Annotated in this window: 14 protein-coding genes and 1 pseudogene; 4 read left to right on the forward strand and 11 right to left on the reverse strand. The window is 53.6% G+C overall.

The annotated features are described in order from the left end of the window. A partial coding sequence (adh, locus tag VU18_RS13970) for an aldehyde dehydrogenase (protein WP_047758314.1) occupies positions 1-1,453 on the forward strand: 1,453 nt, incomplete at its 5' end. Positions 1,454-1,524: 71 nt separating this feature from the next. Next, complete coding sequence (locus VU18_RS13975) at positions 1,525-1,884, forward strand: DUF779 domain-containing protein (protein WP_047758315.1); 360 nt, start codon at positions 1,525-1,527, stop codon at positions 1,882-1,884. A gap of 204 nt (positions 1,885-2,088) precedes the next feature. On the opposite strand, the gene VU18_RS13980 is transcribed toward VU18_RS13975, so the two are convergent. The 4 genes from VU18_RS13980 to VU18_RS13995 all read right to left on the reverse strand — a co-directional run bounded on the left by VU18_RS13980 (position 2,089) and on the right by VU18_RS13995 (position 5,808). Continuing rightward, entirely contained in the window at positions 2,089-3,696 is a 1,608-nt protein-coding gene (locus VU18_RS13980; protein ID WP_047758316.1) for an MDR family MFS transporter, read from the reverse strand. Next, entirely contained in the window at positions 3,681-4,604 is a 924-nt protein-coding gene (locus VU18_RS13985) for a TetR/AcrR family transcriptional regulator (protein WP_047758317.1), read from the reverse strand. The genes VU18_RS13980 and VU18_RS13985 overlap by 16 nt, the downstream gene beginning before the upstream one ends. Then, on the reverse strand, positions 4,597-4,737 hold the full coding sequence (locus tag VU18_RS18410) for a hypothetical protein (RefSeq protein WP_033008215.1): 141 nt from the start codon (positions 4,735-4,737) through the stop codon (positions 4,597-4,599). The genes VU18_RS13985 and VU18_RS18410 overlap by 8 nt, the downstream gene beginning before the upstream one ends. Positions 4,738-4,938: 201 nt before the next feature. Next, on the reverse strand, positions 4,939-5,808 hold the full coding sequence (locus VU18_RS13995) for an ROK family protein (RefSeq protein WP_047758318.1): 870 nt from the start codon (positions 5,806-5,808) through the stop codon (positions 4,939-4,941). A gap of 52 nt (positions 5,809-5,860) precedes the next feature. Between VU18_RS13995 and VU18_RS20635 the strand changes: the two genes are divergently transcribed. Next, a complete protein-coding gene (locus VU18_RS20635; protein ID WP_014196851.1) occupies positions 5,861-5,998 on the forward strand; it encodes a hypothetical protein in 138 nt (45 codons plus the stop codon). Positions 5,999-6,071: 73 nt separating this feature from the next. Further along, positions 6,072-6,251 carry a hypothetical protein gene (locus VU18_RS14000; protein ID WP_047758319.1) on the forward strand — a complete coding sequence of 60 codons (180 nt, stop codon included), beginning with the start codon at positions 6,072-6,074 and terminating at the stop codon, positions 6,249-6,251. 142 nt (positions 6,252-6,393) lie between these two features. On the opposite strand, the gene VU18_RS14005 is transcribed toward VU18_RS14000, so the two are convergent. The 7 genes and pseudogenes from VU18_RS14005 to VU18_RS20640 all read right to left on the reverse strand — a co-directional run. Beyond that, positions 6,394-7,215 (reverse strand): carbohydrate ABC transporter permease, encoded by an 822-nt coding sequence (locus tag VU18_RS14005; RefSeq protein ID WP_021322694.1) that lies wholly within the window; start codon positions 7,213-7,215, stop codon positions 6,394-6,396. Then, a complete protein-coding gene (locus VU18_RS14010; protein WP_011232676.1) occupies positions 7,215-8,186 on the reverse strand; it encodes a carbohydrate ABC transporter permease in 972 nt (323 codons plus the stop codon). Before VU18_RS14010 ends, VU18_RS14005 begins: the two co-directional genes overlap by 1 nt. 61 nt (positions 8,187-8,247) lie before the next feature. Next, positions 8,248-9,546 carry an ABC transporter substrate-binding protein gene (locus VU18_RS14015; protein WP_011232677.1) on the reverse strand — a complete coding sequence of 433 codons (1,299 nt, stop codon included), beginning with the start codon at positions 9,544-9,546 and terminating at the stop codon, positions 8,248-8,250. 316 nt (positions 9,547-9,862) lie between these two features. Further along, positions 9,863-11,404 (reverse strand): helix-turn-helix domain-containing protein, encoded by a 1,542-nt coding sequence (locus tag VU18_RS14020; protein WP_047758320.1) that lies wholly within the window; start codon positions 11,402-11,404, stop codon positions 9,863-9,865. After that, the gene (locus VU18_RS14025) at positions 11,382-12,851 is read right to left on the reverse strand and encodes a sensor histidine kinase (protein ID WP_047758321.1); all 1,470 of its coding nucleotides are present in this window, start codon (positions 12,849-12,851) and stop codon (positions 11,382-11,384) included. The genes VU18_RS14020 and VU18_RS14025 overlap by 23 nt, the downstream gene beginning before the upstream one ends. A gap of 161 nt (positions 12,852-13,012) precedes the next feature. Continuing rightward, on the reverse strand, positions 13,013-14,026 hold the full coding sequence (locus VU18_RS14030; protein ID WP_033026444.1) for a sugar-binding protein: 1,014 nt from the start codon (positions 14,024-14,026) through the stop codon (positions 13,013-13,015). Positions 14,027-14,245: 219 nt separating this feature from the next. Next, a pseudogene (locus VU18_RS20640) lies at positions 14,246-14,548 on the reverse strand (DUF4351 domain-containing protein); the annotation flags it as partial.

Consider the following 14,548-nt stretch of genomic DNA (forward strand, 5'->3'; position numbering starts at 1 on the left):
TGGCGGCAAATGGGTTCCACCGGTCGATGGAGAGTATTTTGAAAATATTTCCCCTGTGACAGGGCAAGCTTACTGCGAAGTGCCGCGCTCCCGAGCAGCTGATATCGAACTTGCGTTGGATGCTGCTCATGCTGCAAAAGATGCATGGGGCCGTACTTCCCCTGCTGAACGCGCGCGAATCCTCAACAAAATTGCTGACCGTATGGAAGAAAACTTGGAAATGCTCGCTGTTGCAGAAACATGGGAAAACGGCAAGCCGATTCGCGAAACGTTGAATGCCGACATTCCGCTTGCGATCGACCATTTCCGCTATTTCGCCGGTTGCATCCGTGCGGAAGAAGGCACTTTATCCGAAATCGATCACGATACGGTCGCCTATCACTTTAAAGAGCCTCTTGGGGTTGTCGGACAAATCATCCCTTGGAACTTCCCGCTTTTAATGGCAGCATGGAAACTCGCTCCAGCGTTAGCAGCTGGAAACTGCGTTGTCTTAAAACCTGCAGAGCAAACACCGACATCGATCCTTGTTTTAATGGAGTTAATTCAAGACATCCTTCCTCCAGGTGTTGTCAACGTTGTGAACGGATTCGGAGTGGAAGCTGGAAAACCGCTTGCTTCAAGCAGCCGCATCGCTAAAATTGCTTTCACTGGCGAAACGACAACAGGACGTCTAATCATGCAATACGCATCGCAAAACATTATTCCAGTCACATTGGAGCTTGGAGGAAAATCGCCAAACATCTTCTTCGAAGACGTGGCGGCAAAAGATGATGAATTTTTCGATAAAGCGATCGAAGGCTTTACGTTGTTCGCTTTAAACCAAGGAGAAATATGTACATGCCCTTCCCGCGCTCTCATTCATGAATCCATTTACGACAAATTTATGGAGCGCGCGTTAGAGCGTGTGAAACAAATTAAACAAGGCAATCCGCTCGATACAGAAACGATGATCGGCGCACAAGCATCTTCGGAACAATTAGAAAAAATATTATCGTACATTGATATCGGCAAACAGGAAGGCGCCGAATTGCTTGCCGGCGGAGAACGGAATATCCTAGAAGGCGACTTAAAAGACGGATATTACGTAAAACCGACCGTCTTTAAAGGCCACAATAAAATGCGCATTTTCCAAGAAGAAATTTTCGGACCAGTCGTTGCAGTCACTACATTTAAAGACATGGACGAAGCATTAGAGATCGCCAATGACACATTGTATGGCTTAGGTGCAGGCGTATGGACGCGCGACATTAATACCGCTTATCGCGTCGGTCGCGGCATTCAAGCAGGACGCGTCTGGACAAACTGCTACCACATGTATCCTGCACACGCAGCATTCGGAGGCTATAAACAATCCGGATTCGGCCGCGAAACACATAAAATGATGCTTGAACATTATCAACAAACGAAAAACTTGCTTGTCAGCTATTCACCGAAAAAACTAGGACTCTTCTAATTTTTAGGCAGCGTGTCATTCACGCTGCCTTTCCTGCCATCCATCTTTTTTATTTTAGGAGGGAGATTGCGATGAGTAATCAGCCAAAAGTAATCGCGACAGAGGCCGCTTTGGAGCTGATTGAAAAGTTAAAAGCAAAACACGGACCGTTAATGTTTCATCAATCCGGCGGGTGTTGCGATGGAAGTTCACCGATGTGCTACCCGCAAGGCGAGCTGATCGTCGGCGATTCCGATGTATTGCTTGGCGAAATCGGCGGCTGTCCGTTTTACATTTCGAAAGCGCAATACGAATATTGGAAACATACGCAGCTCATTATCGACGTCGTTCCGGGGCGCGGCGGCATGTTTTCACTGGAAGGCCCGGAAGGCGTCCGCTTTCTCACCCGCTCGCGCGTCTTCGGCCAAAGCGCGGATGCAGGTGCGCCGTAAGCCGCCCATTGCGGGATGCCGCTGTGAACCCGCCATGTGCGATGCATGAATCGCTTGGCCAATGAAAAGCACGGAGCTCGACCGCTCCCCTTCGCCCCCGTTCCCAGATGCTTTATCCCCCTTCGGAGCGGTTTGTTCGTCGCAACAAAAAAATGGCGGTCCGCCACCTGACCAAATGAGGCGTGGTCCGCCATGTCCTTTTCTTTACTCAGCCTCTTTTGCCTGCTTCATCGCCTCTGCCCGATCAGACAAGACAATCCTCTTCAAGCCGAACACGAAAAGCAAGCCGACCGCGATAAACGCGAGCCCGAACCAAAAGACCGCCTGCAGGGAATCGACAAGCGACTGCTTCAGCACCGGCACGAACATGTCCCGAAGCGGCGCTGGAATTTTCGCCATCGCTTCCGGACTGAGCAAGACGGAATACAAGCCTTGCGGGTCGGTATGGATCATATCGGCAAAGCGGTCGACAGCCCCCTTCGCCTGCGCCGGCAGCGCTTCAAGCTTTGGCATGAGCCGTTCGTCAAGCAAAGTGCTCGAACGATGATTCATGATGGCCCCGAGCACTGTCATGCCAAACGTCCCACCGATCGAGCGGAAAAATTGGCTTGAAGATGTCACCACGCCAAGCTCCGATTTCGGAAAGCTTTCTTGCAAAGCAAGCGTTAAAATCGGCATCACGAGCCCTGTACCGAGTCCAAGCACGATCATATACAGCGTTGCCGTCCATTTTGACGTATCGACATCCATCGTGCCAAGCAAGCCAAACGCTGACAACATAATGGCCATGCCGACGATCAGCTGTGTTTTCACACCAATTCGGTAAACGAGTCGGCCGCCAACGACACTGCCGATAATCATCGTAATCATCATCGGTGTCATAATCGTTCCTGACTCTGTGGCACTTACCCCAACCACCCCTTGCATAAAAAACGGGACGAACATGATGGCTCCGAACATACCGACGCTCATGAAAAAGCCGATGCCGTTTAACAACGTAAACGTCCGGTTGCGGAAGAGCCAAAGCGGAATGATCGGCTCCTCCGCCCGCTTTTCTGCCCAAACGAACAAGGCGAAAAAGATCACCGCCGCCGCAAACAGCGAGATGATTTGCCACGACCCCCACGGATATCGGTCGCCGCCAAACGTCAACCCCAACAACAAGCTGACGACGCCCGCCGTCAACGTCGCCATCCCGGCGATGTCAAATTTCACCGGCCCTTCGGCTTTATATTTGCTTAACCCCATCGCAATCAGCACGGTCGCTAAAATGCCGACCGGCAAGTTAATATAAAACACCCAACGCCAGTTCAAATGATCGACGATAAAGCCGCCGATTTGCGGGCCCAGCACCGAAGCGAGACCGTACAGACCACCGAACACTCCTTGCCATTTCGCCCGCTCTTTCCCCGTAAACACGTCACCAACGACAATCATTGCCATCGGCATCATAATGCCGCCGCCGATTCCTTGAATGCCGCGGTAAATAATGAGCTGGGTCATATCGTTCGCCATGCCGCAAAGCGCGGAGCCGGCCATAAAAATGATGAGTCCGCTCACATATACGATTCGACGCCCTAATACGTCGGCAAGCTTCCCGGCGATCGGCACGACCGCTGTCGACGTTAACATGTACGCCGTTGTCAGCCATGTCATCACGCCAAGCCCGCCGAGCTCCCCGACGATGCGCGGCATGGCCGTTCCGACAATCGTCCCGTCCAACGCCGCAAAGAGCATCGCAATAATGAGCCCGGTGATCAGCAGCGAGCGATGACGAATGGTGCTCGTCGGCACTGCTATCGCTTTTTCCATACTTCTCTCTCCCATCCGTTTTGTCGTTGGTATTCATCCATTTCTTTGACCAATGCATCCAAAGCCGGCGCCAGTTGAGGCGTTTGTTGATGACGCAAATACAACAGCAGCGCTTCGACGATATAGGCGCGGGGCGGCGCGTGCCGTCCAAGCAGCTCTTCCTCCAGCGCCGCTATGGCTTCGAGCACATCGCTTGCCTGCTTTGGATCGAGATCGTTGACGGCCTCCCGGACGGCGGCGAACGCGGAAGCCAGCCGCTCCCGCTGACGCTCTCGCTCCTGCTCCTCCATCTTCACCCATGGCGCAAACGACTCTTCCGTCAAAAGCGGACGCTCCTCAGCCGTGAAGCTAGCGACAATGGCATCAAGGCGGCGCATGAGAAAACGAGCCGCCTCGTCCGCATCAAACGCCTCCTCGCGAAAAAAGAAGTAAAACAAATATTGCCGGATGATGCCGTTCGTCATCATGGCCACATCATACACATACGGACCAACCGCCTCGCCATAGACCTCCGTTAGGCGCGTGCAATACCATAAAAAAAGGCGCCCATGCTGGCGGAACATATACCGCTCCACTTCCGGATTGACTTTCGGCAATTGTTCCGACATGATCATGCGCAAAAAGTCTTTGTACTCGCGAATGTGAGAAAAATGGGCCGCCAACTGGCGGATGAACCGCTCCTTTTCCGGGCCATCCCCGCCGGATGCCGTGAAATCTGCGACCATTTTTTCGCTGTAATAGCGAAGCACTTCAAGCAACAATTCCTCCTTCGAGGCGAAATGATGGTAAAACGCCCCTTTGGAAATGCCCCACGCCTCGACCAAATCTTGAATCGAGGTGGCATGATACCCTTTTTCCGCAAACAGTTTCATCGCGGTTTCAATAAAGCGAACGCGCCGTTCATCCATGGCAACGACTCATTCCTTTCCCATTCGCCCTCATCCATTGCCGGTACGACGGCAACACCGCGCGCGGTTTCACGACATCAACCCGTACGCCGCGCTGTTGCAGCCATTCTACCAACCGTCGAACATGGATCATTGTCCTCGCCTCCATATCACTTATGACCAAATGGTCAAACTAATTATAAACCGACGTCATAAAGATACGCAACTCAAAAACGATTTTTTTGACCAATAGGTCGTTTTTTTGCTAATTTCGTTGAACAATCGGTCAATATCCCTGCCTTCAAACAAAAAACGGCCCCACCGCCTGATTGAAGACGGTGAACGGCCGTCCTTGCTATTCGATCGCTCTCGCCGCAAGCGCCAACGCGCCCGCGATGCCGGCGTTGTCGCCAAGCCCTGGAAGGACAATATACTCATCAATCCGTCGCAAAATCGCCTCATGCTCGACATACCCGTTGAGCAGTTCCTGCACATGGCGGCGCACAAGCGGCAACACGTGCGTCTGTTTCATGACCCCACCGCCGACAATCACTTTTTCCGGCGATAGAACGAGAATATAGTTGGCAATCGCTTGGGCAAGATAAAAGGCTTCCAACTCCCATACTTCATGGCGGTCCGCCAATTCCGCCCCCTTTTTCCCCCAGCGCCGCTCAATCGCCGGGCCGGACGCCATCCCTTCCAAGCAGTCGCCATGGTACGGGCATATGCCGGCAAACGCGTCATCCGGATGCCGGCGGACCAAGATATGCCCCATCTCCGGATGAAGCAGCCCATGCAACAGGCGGCCCTCGACGATTGCCCCAACGCCGATACCCGTTCCGACCGTCATGTACAGGCAGCTGTCAAGCCCTCGCGCCGCCCCCCAGCGCTGCTCGCCGAGCGCCGCCGCGTTGACATCCGTGTCAAAGCCGATCGGCACGGGAAAATGTTGCTTTATCGCGCCGACAAAATCGAAGTTTCGCCACGCCTGTTTCGGCGTGCTCGTAATGTACCCATACGTCGGGCTGTCCGGGCGCAAATCAACCGGGCCGAATGACCCGATCCCGATCGCCTCCACGTTGTGGGGGCGGAAAAAATCGATAACGTGCGCCATCGTCTCTTCCGGCGCCGTCGTCGGAAACACCGCCCGCTCATGAATGTTCCCTTGTTCATCGCCGATGGCGCAGACAAATTTTGTGCCTCCGGCTTCAATGGCTCCAAGCATCCTATGCGTCCCCTTCCTTTTTGATCATTCCTTTTTTAGTTTACCTTGAAGCATGACTATTTGGAATCCCTTTCACAGCAAAGTCGCCGCACGCCAAACGGAAGGGGAAAAACGGGTGCCGCATTCTAGCGAACAGATGTCCATCACCGTTTTGCACACAAGATGGAGAAATTTGCAAAAAGGCGATTGACACATCATCTGTTGCGTGATACGATATCGAAAAACCAAGTATTCCTATATGAATTATAGAGGAGTGTGTTGCCATGCCTGATATCGTTATTCTCAACGGAAACCCATCGTCCACGTCCCGCCTCAATGGACTCATTGAGTATGCCGAACAGGCTTTGCGGCAGAAGGGATTCGCCATCGAACAAATTCGCGTAGCCGACTTGCCGGCCGATGATTTGGATGGCGTCATAGCTGAAGATGACCGGCTGACATAAAGGAACATGCGCTCGGGAAACGCCGGCTGCGTGTAGCGCTGCGAAGCGATCGCCTCCCTCAAGGCTCAACTATTCTACAAGACAAAATAGAAAAGCCGCCATGATGGCGGCTTGACGGAGACGTTTTCCGTTTTTCGCCCGTTCACCCCTTCACCGAACCAGCCAACAACCCACGGACAAAATATTTGCCAAGGAAGATGTACACAAGCAAGGTCGGCAGCGCCGCCAACAGGGCTCCCGCCATTTGCACGTTCCATTGGACGATTTGGCTGCCGGATAGATTTTGCAAGGCGACCATGATCGGCTGTTTGTCGGATGTCGTGATCGTCACCGCGAACAAAAACTCGTTCCAAATGTTTGTAAACTGCCAGATCGCCACGACGACAAATCCAGTGATGGACAAAGGGAGCATAATATAACGAAAAATGCGGACAAACCCAGCACCGTCGATTTTCGCCGACTCAATCATTTCATCGGGAATCGCCGCGTAGAAATTCCGAAACATCAGCGTGGTGATCGGAATGCCGTAGACGACATGAACGAACACAAGTCCTGGAATCGTGTTGTACAGCCCGATTTCGCGCAAAAATTGGATCAGCGGAATGAGAATGCTTTGATACGGAATGAACATTCCGAACAAAATAAGCGTAAAAAGCGTATCTGCCCCCTTGAATTTCCATTTCGAAAGCACGTAGCCGTTGAGCGCCCCCAGCAGCGCGGATAACAACGTCGCCGGCACGACGAGCAGCAGCGAATTCCAAAAGTTTGGGGCGAGTTTGTCAAACGCTGTGGCGTAGCTGCTCCAATCGATGGTCGATGGGAGCTTCCACATATCGGCCAATGTCACTTCATGAAGCGGCTTCAAGCTCGTGATGACCATGACATACACCGGCATGAGAAAAAACACGCTCATGGCAACGGCCAGCGCATACAAAAACGGTCGGGCCCATACGGATCTCGCCATCACGATCCCCCCTTGCGGCTCGAAATGAGGTACGGAACAATAAAGATGGCGACCGACAGCAGCATCACGATCGCAATCGCCGCGCCGTTGGCGTAATAGTTGCCGCGGAACGTCGTTTCAAACATGTACACGCCCGGCACATCGGTGACAAAGTTCGCCCCCGGCCCGGTCATGGCGTAAATCAAATCGAAAATTTTGAGCGAAATATGAGCCATGATGATGATGACGCTGACAGTGATCGGCCGCAACAGCGGCAAAATGATTTTCCAATACAATTGAAACTCGGTCGCTCCGTCCATCCGCGCCGCTTCCCGCACTTCATCTGGAATGGCGCGCAGGCCGGCGAGATACATCGCGACGGCAAAGCCAGTCATTTGCCAAACAGCCGCCACGACCACCGCAATGATGGCGACCGGGATGCCAAACTCAATCTTGCCCCAATGAAATCCGAACAGAATGTTCGTATCCGTATACCATTTTCCATCCAAGCCAAGCGGTTTTAAAAACAAGTTGACGCCCGTTGACGGGTTGAACAGCCATTGCCACACGACTCCGGTGACGACAAATGACAAGGCCATCGGGAAGAAGAAAATGTTGCGGAACAGCGACTCGCCGCGCAGTTTTTGGTCAAGCAAAATGGCAAGCAGTTGGCCGAGCACAATGACGGCGGCGATAAACAACACCGTAAACACAAGTGTATTGCGCAAGTCGGCCTGGAAGCGGAAATCATGAAACAAATACAGATAGTTTTTCAACCCGGCAAACGACCAATCCGGCACGAGCGAATTCCAGTTGCTCAAGGACACATACCCCGTCCAGCCGATAAACCCGTACACAAATAAGAAAATCAGTACGACCGACGGTGCCAAAAACGCCGCTGCCAGCCAATGATCGGCCGTCCATTTCCGCTTTTTCCGCACCGCGGGGACAGCCGCTGTCTTCTCGGCTGGCGTGATGTTGACCGTTTCCACTAAGATCCCTCCTCATGATGACGAAAAGGGGAAGAGAATGGCTCCCGTCCCCTTTTCCCGATTACTTCTTCAGTTCTGCGGCGGCCGATGCCAACGTGTCGATGAACGTCTTCACATCTTTTTGCGTCACGAAAATGTTGACGGCCTGATTGACCTTCGTGACAAACCCTTCCGGCGCTGCTGAACCGTGCGCTAAGCTCGGCGCCAGCTCCGCCGTCTTGAAGTCTTGCATCGTTTGTTTGCCGTATTCATCGTACTTGGACGGATCCGCGTCGATGCGGGCCGGGATGGAGCCTTTCAGCGGGTTAAACGCATCTTGCCCTTCCACCGAACCAAGCACCGATAAGAACTTCTTCACATCGTCCGGGTTTTTCACGCCTTTCGGCAGGCCGAACGTATCGGTAATGACCATAAACTTGCCTTCCGTATTCGGCACCGGCACATAACCGAAGTCTTGGTTCACCTTCAATTTCAAATCGTTGACAAAATAGCCCTTCACCCAGTCGCCCATCACGTACATGGCCGCCTTTCCTTCGGCGACGAGCTGGGCGGCGTCTTGCCAGTTGCGCGAGCTATGGTCTTCGTTAATATAGCCAAGCATTTTCTTAAACGTCTCAACGGCTTGTTTCACTTGTGGGTCGTTAAACGATAATTCTCCCGTCCAAAGTTTCTTGTAGTTTTCCGTTCCGAGCGTGCCAAGCAGCACGTTTTCAAACAGGTGCGTCGCTGCCCACGGCTCTTTGTCGCCTAAGGCGAGCGGCGTAATGCCCTTTGCTTTCAGCTTGTCGGCCACTTGGAAAAACTCGTCGAACGTTTTCGGCGGCTTTAGCCCGTTGTCGGCGAAGATTTTTTTGTTGTACCACAGCACGTTGCCGCGGTGAATGTTGACGGGCACGGAGTAAATGTTGCCGTCTTTGCTTACCATATCGATAAGCGCTTTCGGGAATTTGTCCATCCAGCCTTCTTTTTCATACAAATCGTTGAGCGGCTCCATTTTGCCAGCCGCAACCCAGCCTTCATTCAGCTCCGCTCCGCCGTGTACTTGGAACGTCGATGGCGGATCGTTTCCTTGCATGCGGCTCGCCAACACCGCCTTGGCGTTCGTTCCCGCCCCGCCGGCCACCGCCGCGTTTTCGACTTCAATATCCGGATATTTTTCTTGAAACAGTTTGATGAGCGCTTTTAAGCCGTCTTCCTCACCGGCTCCGGTCCACCAGCTGAAAATCTCGAGCTTCTCTCCCGCTTTTTGGCTGCCTTGTTTGGCGTCATCGGACGAAGAAGAGTTCGAGCTGCTGCAGCCCGACAGTGCCATACCGACGCCAAGCGCCAACGCCAGCCATGCGGATGCTTTCTTTCTCATGTTCCTCCCCCTTTTCCGTTTGTTTTTGAAACCCCTTTCAATGTTGAGTGTACCATGGGCCGCTTATCAATCGGCGGCTTGATTTCTTCACTTTTTTGCGTTTTTCTTCACTTTTTTGTTTTCCGTTCTCCTGTCAGGCAAGCGGTGTGCAGCGGACTGCCATTTCGCTTTTATGGCGCGAAAAAAGCCCGTCTCCCCATCCAGGGGGCGGGCTTCGTTTCAGACGCCGGAAGAGGGCGGGGCAGCCTGCTTTGTCTGCGGGACTTACCTTTTGACTTGCCATGCACCTTCCTTGTTGGAGACAGCACTCCCCTTGTCAGCGCGCCTGCACTTTTTTCCGGTATTCGCTCGGCGACAGGCCGATCTGCTTTTTAAAGACGCGGCTAAAATAGTTGGGATCGTTGTAGCCGACTGAAAAACAAATTTCTTTTAAGCTTTGGTCCGTCCCAGCCAGCGCTTCTTTCGCCCGTTCGATGCGCACGTTCGTCACGTAGTCGATAAAGGTGATGCCAAAGTGCTCTTTGAACAGTTTGCTGAAGTAGTACGGGCTCATCCCGGCTTGTTCCGCCACTTCTTCAAGCGTCAGCGGCTTGGCGTAGTGGCGGTCAATGTAGTCTTTCGCTTTGCCGAGTTTGCCGTGAGCTTGCTGCTGGCGCCAAACCTCGAGATCAGCGGCGATGCGGTCCAGTTCATCAAGCGCCGCCCGCTTCAATTCTGCCGCCGACCGGCAGGAAGCAAAGGAAGCGAGCCGCTCATAACGAATGCCCAGCTCCGATAGAAGACGCCCGAGCCACACAAAGGTCTCTTCCGCTTTGCGGCCGGCGGCCGGCAGTGAATGAGAAGAGGCCCGTTCCTCTATATACGTCAGACAAATCATCCGGGCTTGCTCGATGTCGCCAAGGCGCAGCGCTTCAAACAGCTGTTTATCCCGTTCCGCTTCCCCGCCGGCGCGCGTCGCTTCCGCCGGCAGAAACCCCACTTGTGCTTTTTGCCGGTCGGCGTAATAATGAGCGGCCGACAGCGCCTCATAGTACGAGGAACGAAGTTGGTCAAGGCGGGAAAACGGGGAGCCGAGCCCGATATACAGCGCGGCGCCGTACCGGGCCGAAAACTGCCGCGCCAAATCGAGCGCCAATGCCTGGACGGTGGGCTTCCAAGCCGGCTCGCCATCGTTTGGGCTGCGGAAAAACAAGACCGGCAGGCGCCGGTTCGCCATCCGCCCGATCCAATAGCGCGTTGGCGCCTTCCCGCTAAGCTGCTTGTCCAGCCATGATTTCCATTCGTCAGCCACCCCTGCATCCGGGAACTGAATGACCATAAACATTCCCGGGGCGATCGAAAACGGCAGCAGTTCCTTCCACCGCTCCCACTCATCAGCCGATACGTCTTCTGTCATGAGGACAGACAGCCATTCGCTTTCCACAAGCGTCTGCAACCGGCGAATCTGCTCCTCGAGCTGGCGGCTGCTCTCCTCGTGTCGCCGCTTGGCCGCCACTTCTTGGCTGACCCGTTCCAAAGCCGAAATGACCTCCTCCTTCCGGCTCGGTTTCAATAAATATTCCTTGACGCCAAACCGCATCGCTTGTTTCGCATAGTCGAACAAATCAAACGCCGACACAATAATGAACTCCAGATCGAGGCCGTCTTGGCGAATCGCTTCGATCGCTTGCAGCCCGTCAAGGCCGGGCATTTTGATGTCAATCAGCATGATATCCGGACGATAACGCTTGGCGATCTCGACCGCCTCGCGCCCGTTGGCGCCCTCGGCGACCACCTCGATGTCCGGAAGGTGGTCGTGAATCATTTTGCAAAGCGCTCTTCGCTCCAACGCCTCATCATCGACGATCGCCACTTTCACCGTTCATCCCCCCTTGCCATCTTGGCAGCCATAACCGCACCGTCGTTCCGTTTCCTAGCGCAGACTCGATTTCAGCCACATCCATCACTCCGTAAAACAGCTGCAGCCGGCGAATGACATTGCGCAAGCCGATGCCGGTCGAATGGCCGCGCCCTTGCTCACGGCGCGCCGGCGGTTCTTCGCCGCGGATCAACGCCTCAAGCTCCGCTTTCACCTGCTCATCCATGCCAACGCCATTGTCGCGCACTTCCACAACGACCCGCCCGTTTTCGGCGAAAACGGAAACGGACAGCTCGGCTCCCTGCTCGTACGTCTCAATGCCATGGATGAACGCATTTTCAATCAGCGGCTGCAACGTGAGCGGCGGAATCGGTTGATCGAGGCAAGATGGTTCCGCCTCTAACGAAAACTTGATCCGATCAAAAAACCGCGTCTGCTGGATGAAGAAATATTCACGGGCGATGCGCACCTCATCGGCAAGCGTCACCGTCCGCTGCAAATCGCCCAAGTTGTAGCGCAAAATGGCCGCCACCGCTTCAATCAGCCGCGACGTTTGCTGGGCGTCCTCCAAGTACGCCATCTTCGCAACCGTGTTCAGCGTATTGAATAAAAAATGCGGATTGATTTGGCTTTGCAAGCTTTTGAGTTCCAGCTCCTTCACCAGCCGGTCGAGCTCAGCCTTTTGTTTCATCTCCGCAATCAGCTGCTTTAAATTGCGGCGCATATCATTAAACGTGATCGTCAACAATCGCAGTTCGTCATTCGTCGTCGGCTCCACATCCGGCCCGTCCAGCCGCCCGTCAGCGATGGATCGGGCAGCGCGCGAGAGAAGAATGATCGGCTTCGTTACGTGGCCGGAAAAGAACACCGCCAGCAAGGCGCCAAGCAACAACGTCGTGACAAACAATCCCATTCCCATATAGCGGAAATAGCGGTTGCGCCGCTCCACTTCATCGTACCGCCGTTGGTAGGCCGTCAGCTCATCGTCAATCAAGTTTAACGTTTCCTCTTGCAAAAAGGACGCAATGTTCATCGTTTCATGCAAGTGGGATGAGTACAAGCCAATATTTCCAGCTTGAAAATGATAGACCGTCAGCGCCGCCTCCTCCAGCAAACTTTCAATCATATGTTCATAGTTTTCCGCCGCCAGCCGGTCGGACAGCACTGGCAAGATGGCGCCGAGCTGCCGGCGGCGTTGCTGCAGCCAGCGGAACTCCCGCTCATAAGCGCGTGCATACCGTCCTTCTTTTTCCGAGACGTACGCATTGAGCTGTTCCATCATTCGGTTTGCCCGCTGCGACACCTCATTGAGCAACAACAATCGGCGCATCCGTTGATCATAATCGCTCATCATCTCTTCGCTCGTCTGATACAAAAGAAACACCGCTCCGTTCAGCAAAAGCAAAAAAACGGTAAAGCAAAGCAGCATCTTCGTCCGAATGTTCATCTGAATTCCACCCCGCTGTCACCGGCGCTTTGTTGCCTGCATCGTCCTGCCGCTTCAAGTCGAACGTGTTCGAACGTCAAGGCGGCCATCTCTCATGCTTTAGCGCTCGCCAACCCTTCTCCGCTTTCAGCCCCCTCCCTACGGAGGCCTGGCAGGCCCCTTCATGGCGTGTTGACCTCATAATTGCGCGCCGGGCGCAGCGGCAAGTCTTTTTTCCGAATGACTTTCGTCTCCGTATTCGTCACCACCGGCACGTCTTTCCCGGCGACGATCTCGGCCATCATGTTGACAGCCTTGTATCCCATTTCATACGGCTCCTGCACCACCGTCGCCGCAATCGTTCCTTTTTGCAAATAGCGGATCGTCTCCGGCAGCGTGTCAAAGCCAATAATATACGTCTTTTGCTCCCGATGAAACTGCTCGACCACCTTGGCAACGCCAATCGCATCAAGCGCGCTCGTGCCGTAAAACGCATTCACATCCGGGTGCTTTTTCAAAATCGTATACGCCTTTTCCGCGGCTTGCACACGCGTAATGTGCGACTCTTCGATGGCAACGATGCGGATTCCTTTTTCCTGTCTCACTGCATCCTCAAATCCGCGCACTCGCAGCTGTTGGTGCGCCGCCGTCAAACTGCCGGTAATAATCGCGACCGTCGCCTTGCCCTTTGTATCCTCAGCCAACGCCCGTCCCGCGAGAAAACCGGCATAATAATTATCCGTTCCCACATAGGCGACGCGTCGGCTCGTTGGAGCATCCGTATCGATCGTCACCACAGGAATATTCTTGTCCGTGATTTCGTTAATCACTGGGACAAATTCCGCTTCCGTCAACCCTTGGGTGATGATCCCATCGACTTTCGCTGCCGCGGCTTTTTTCAAAATGCGCAAATGCTCATCAATATTCGCCTGCCGCGGGCCGATATACTCGAGGTCAACCCCCAGTTCTTTCGCCGCCGCTTTCGCTCCTTTTTCCACGAGCCGCCAGTAATCATTATCGAGTTCCTCCGGCACAAGCACGAAATGATAGGCCTCTTTTGTTGTTTCCGGAACCCGTTCCTTTTCTGATTTCGGATACGCATACACGTTCCAAGCGCAATAGGCGGTGAAGGAAGCGCTTCCAATCAGCGCGGCGATGCCGCCCCCGTAAAACAGCCGTTTCCACCAATCGCGCATCTTGATCCCTCCTACCGCCATTGTACACGAACGTCGGGGCGCTAGCCTAGACAAAAGAAAATGGATGAATTGCATCTATATGAAATCCAAATAGGGGTCAGTCCGGCCGGCATCATTCGCCATACGGCGATGGCCATGCCCATCATCAAGTGCAGAGCGAGCAAAAAAACCCCGTTCCGAAACAAGCTCGCTGCATCGGAACGGGGTCTCTCCACTCGTTTATCCTTTCAACTTTTCCACTGCCTCAACCGACAGTCCAGTCAATTCACAAATCGTTGGCACATCATATCCTTTCCCTAGCATCCGTTTCGCGATGTCCATCTTGCCTTTTTCGATTCCTTTTTCGATTCCTTTTTCGATTCCCTTTTCCATCCCCCGTTGCTCATACGACACGATGAGATCCGTCACTTTTTTCGCTTCCTTCGTTCCCATTTGGTTCACCTCGTTTCGCAATTGGATTTCCTCTTGTTCGGACAGCGTCAAATACGTCTCGAAAAATCCAAACAACAGCCGCTGTTTCGC

Source organism: Geobacillus sp. ZGt-1 (assembly GCF_001026865.1).
Taxonomy (GTDB): Bacteria; Bacillota; Bacilli; order Bacillales; family Anoxybacillaceae; genus Geobacillus; species Geobacillus thermoleovorans.

Coding starts and splice junctions, on each gene's coding strand:
- VU18_RS14025 (WP_047758321.1), bottom strand. CDS start 12,851: ATGAACATTCGGACGAAGATGCTGCTTTGCTTTACCGTTTTTTTGCTT.
- VU18_RS13975 (WP_047758315.1), top strand. CDS start 1,525: ATGAGTAATCAGCCAAAAGTAATCGCGACAGAGGCCGCTTTGGAGCTG.
- VU18_RS14000 (WP_047758319.1), top strand. CDS start 6,072: ATGCCTGATATCGTTATTCTCAACGGAAACCCATCGTCCACGTCCCGC.
- VU18_RS20635 (WP_014196851.1), top strand. CDS start 5,861: ATGACTATTTGGAATCCCTTTCACAGCAAAGTCGCCGCACGCCAAACG.
- VU18_RS14030 (WP_033026444.1), bottom strand. CDS start 14,026: ATGCGCGATTGGTGGAAACGGCTGTTTTACGGGGGCGGCATCGCCGCG.
- VU18_RS14015 (WP_011232677.1), bottom strand. CDS start 9,546: ATGAGAAAGAAAGCATCCGCATGGCTGGCGTTGGCGCTTGGCGTCGGT.
- VU18_RS13995 (WP_047758318.1), bottom strand. CDS start 5,808: ATGCTTGGAGCCATTGAAGCCGGAGGCACAAAATTTGTCTGCGCCATC.
- VU18_RS18410 (WP_033008215.1), bottom strand. CDS start 4,737: ATGATCCATGTTCGACGGTTGGTAGAATGGCTGCAACAGCGCGGCGTA.
- VU18_RS13980 (WP_047758316.1), bottom strand. CDS start 3,696: ATGGAAAAAGCGATAGCAGTGCCGACGAGCACCATTCGTCATCGCTCG.
- VU18_RS14005 (WP_021322694.1), bottom strand. CDS start 7,215: ATGGCGAGATCCGTATGGGCCCGACCGTTTTTGTATGCGCTGGCCGTT.
- VU18_RS13985 (WP_047758317.1), bottom strand. CDS start 4,604: ATGGATGAACGGCGCGTTCGCTTTATTGAAACCGCGATGAAACTGTTT.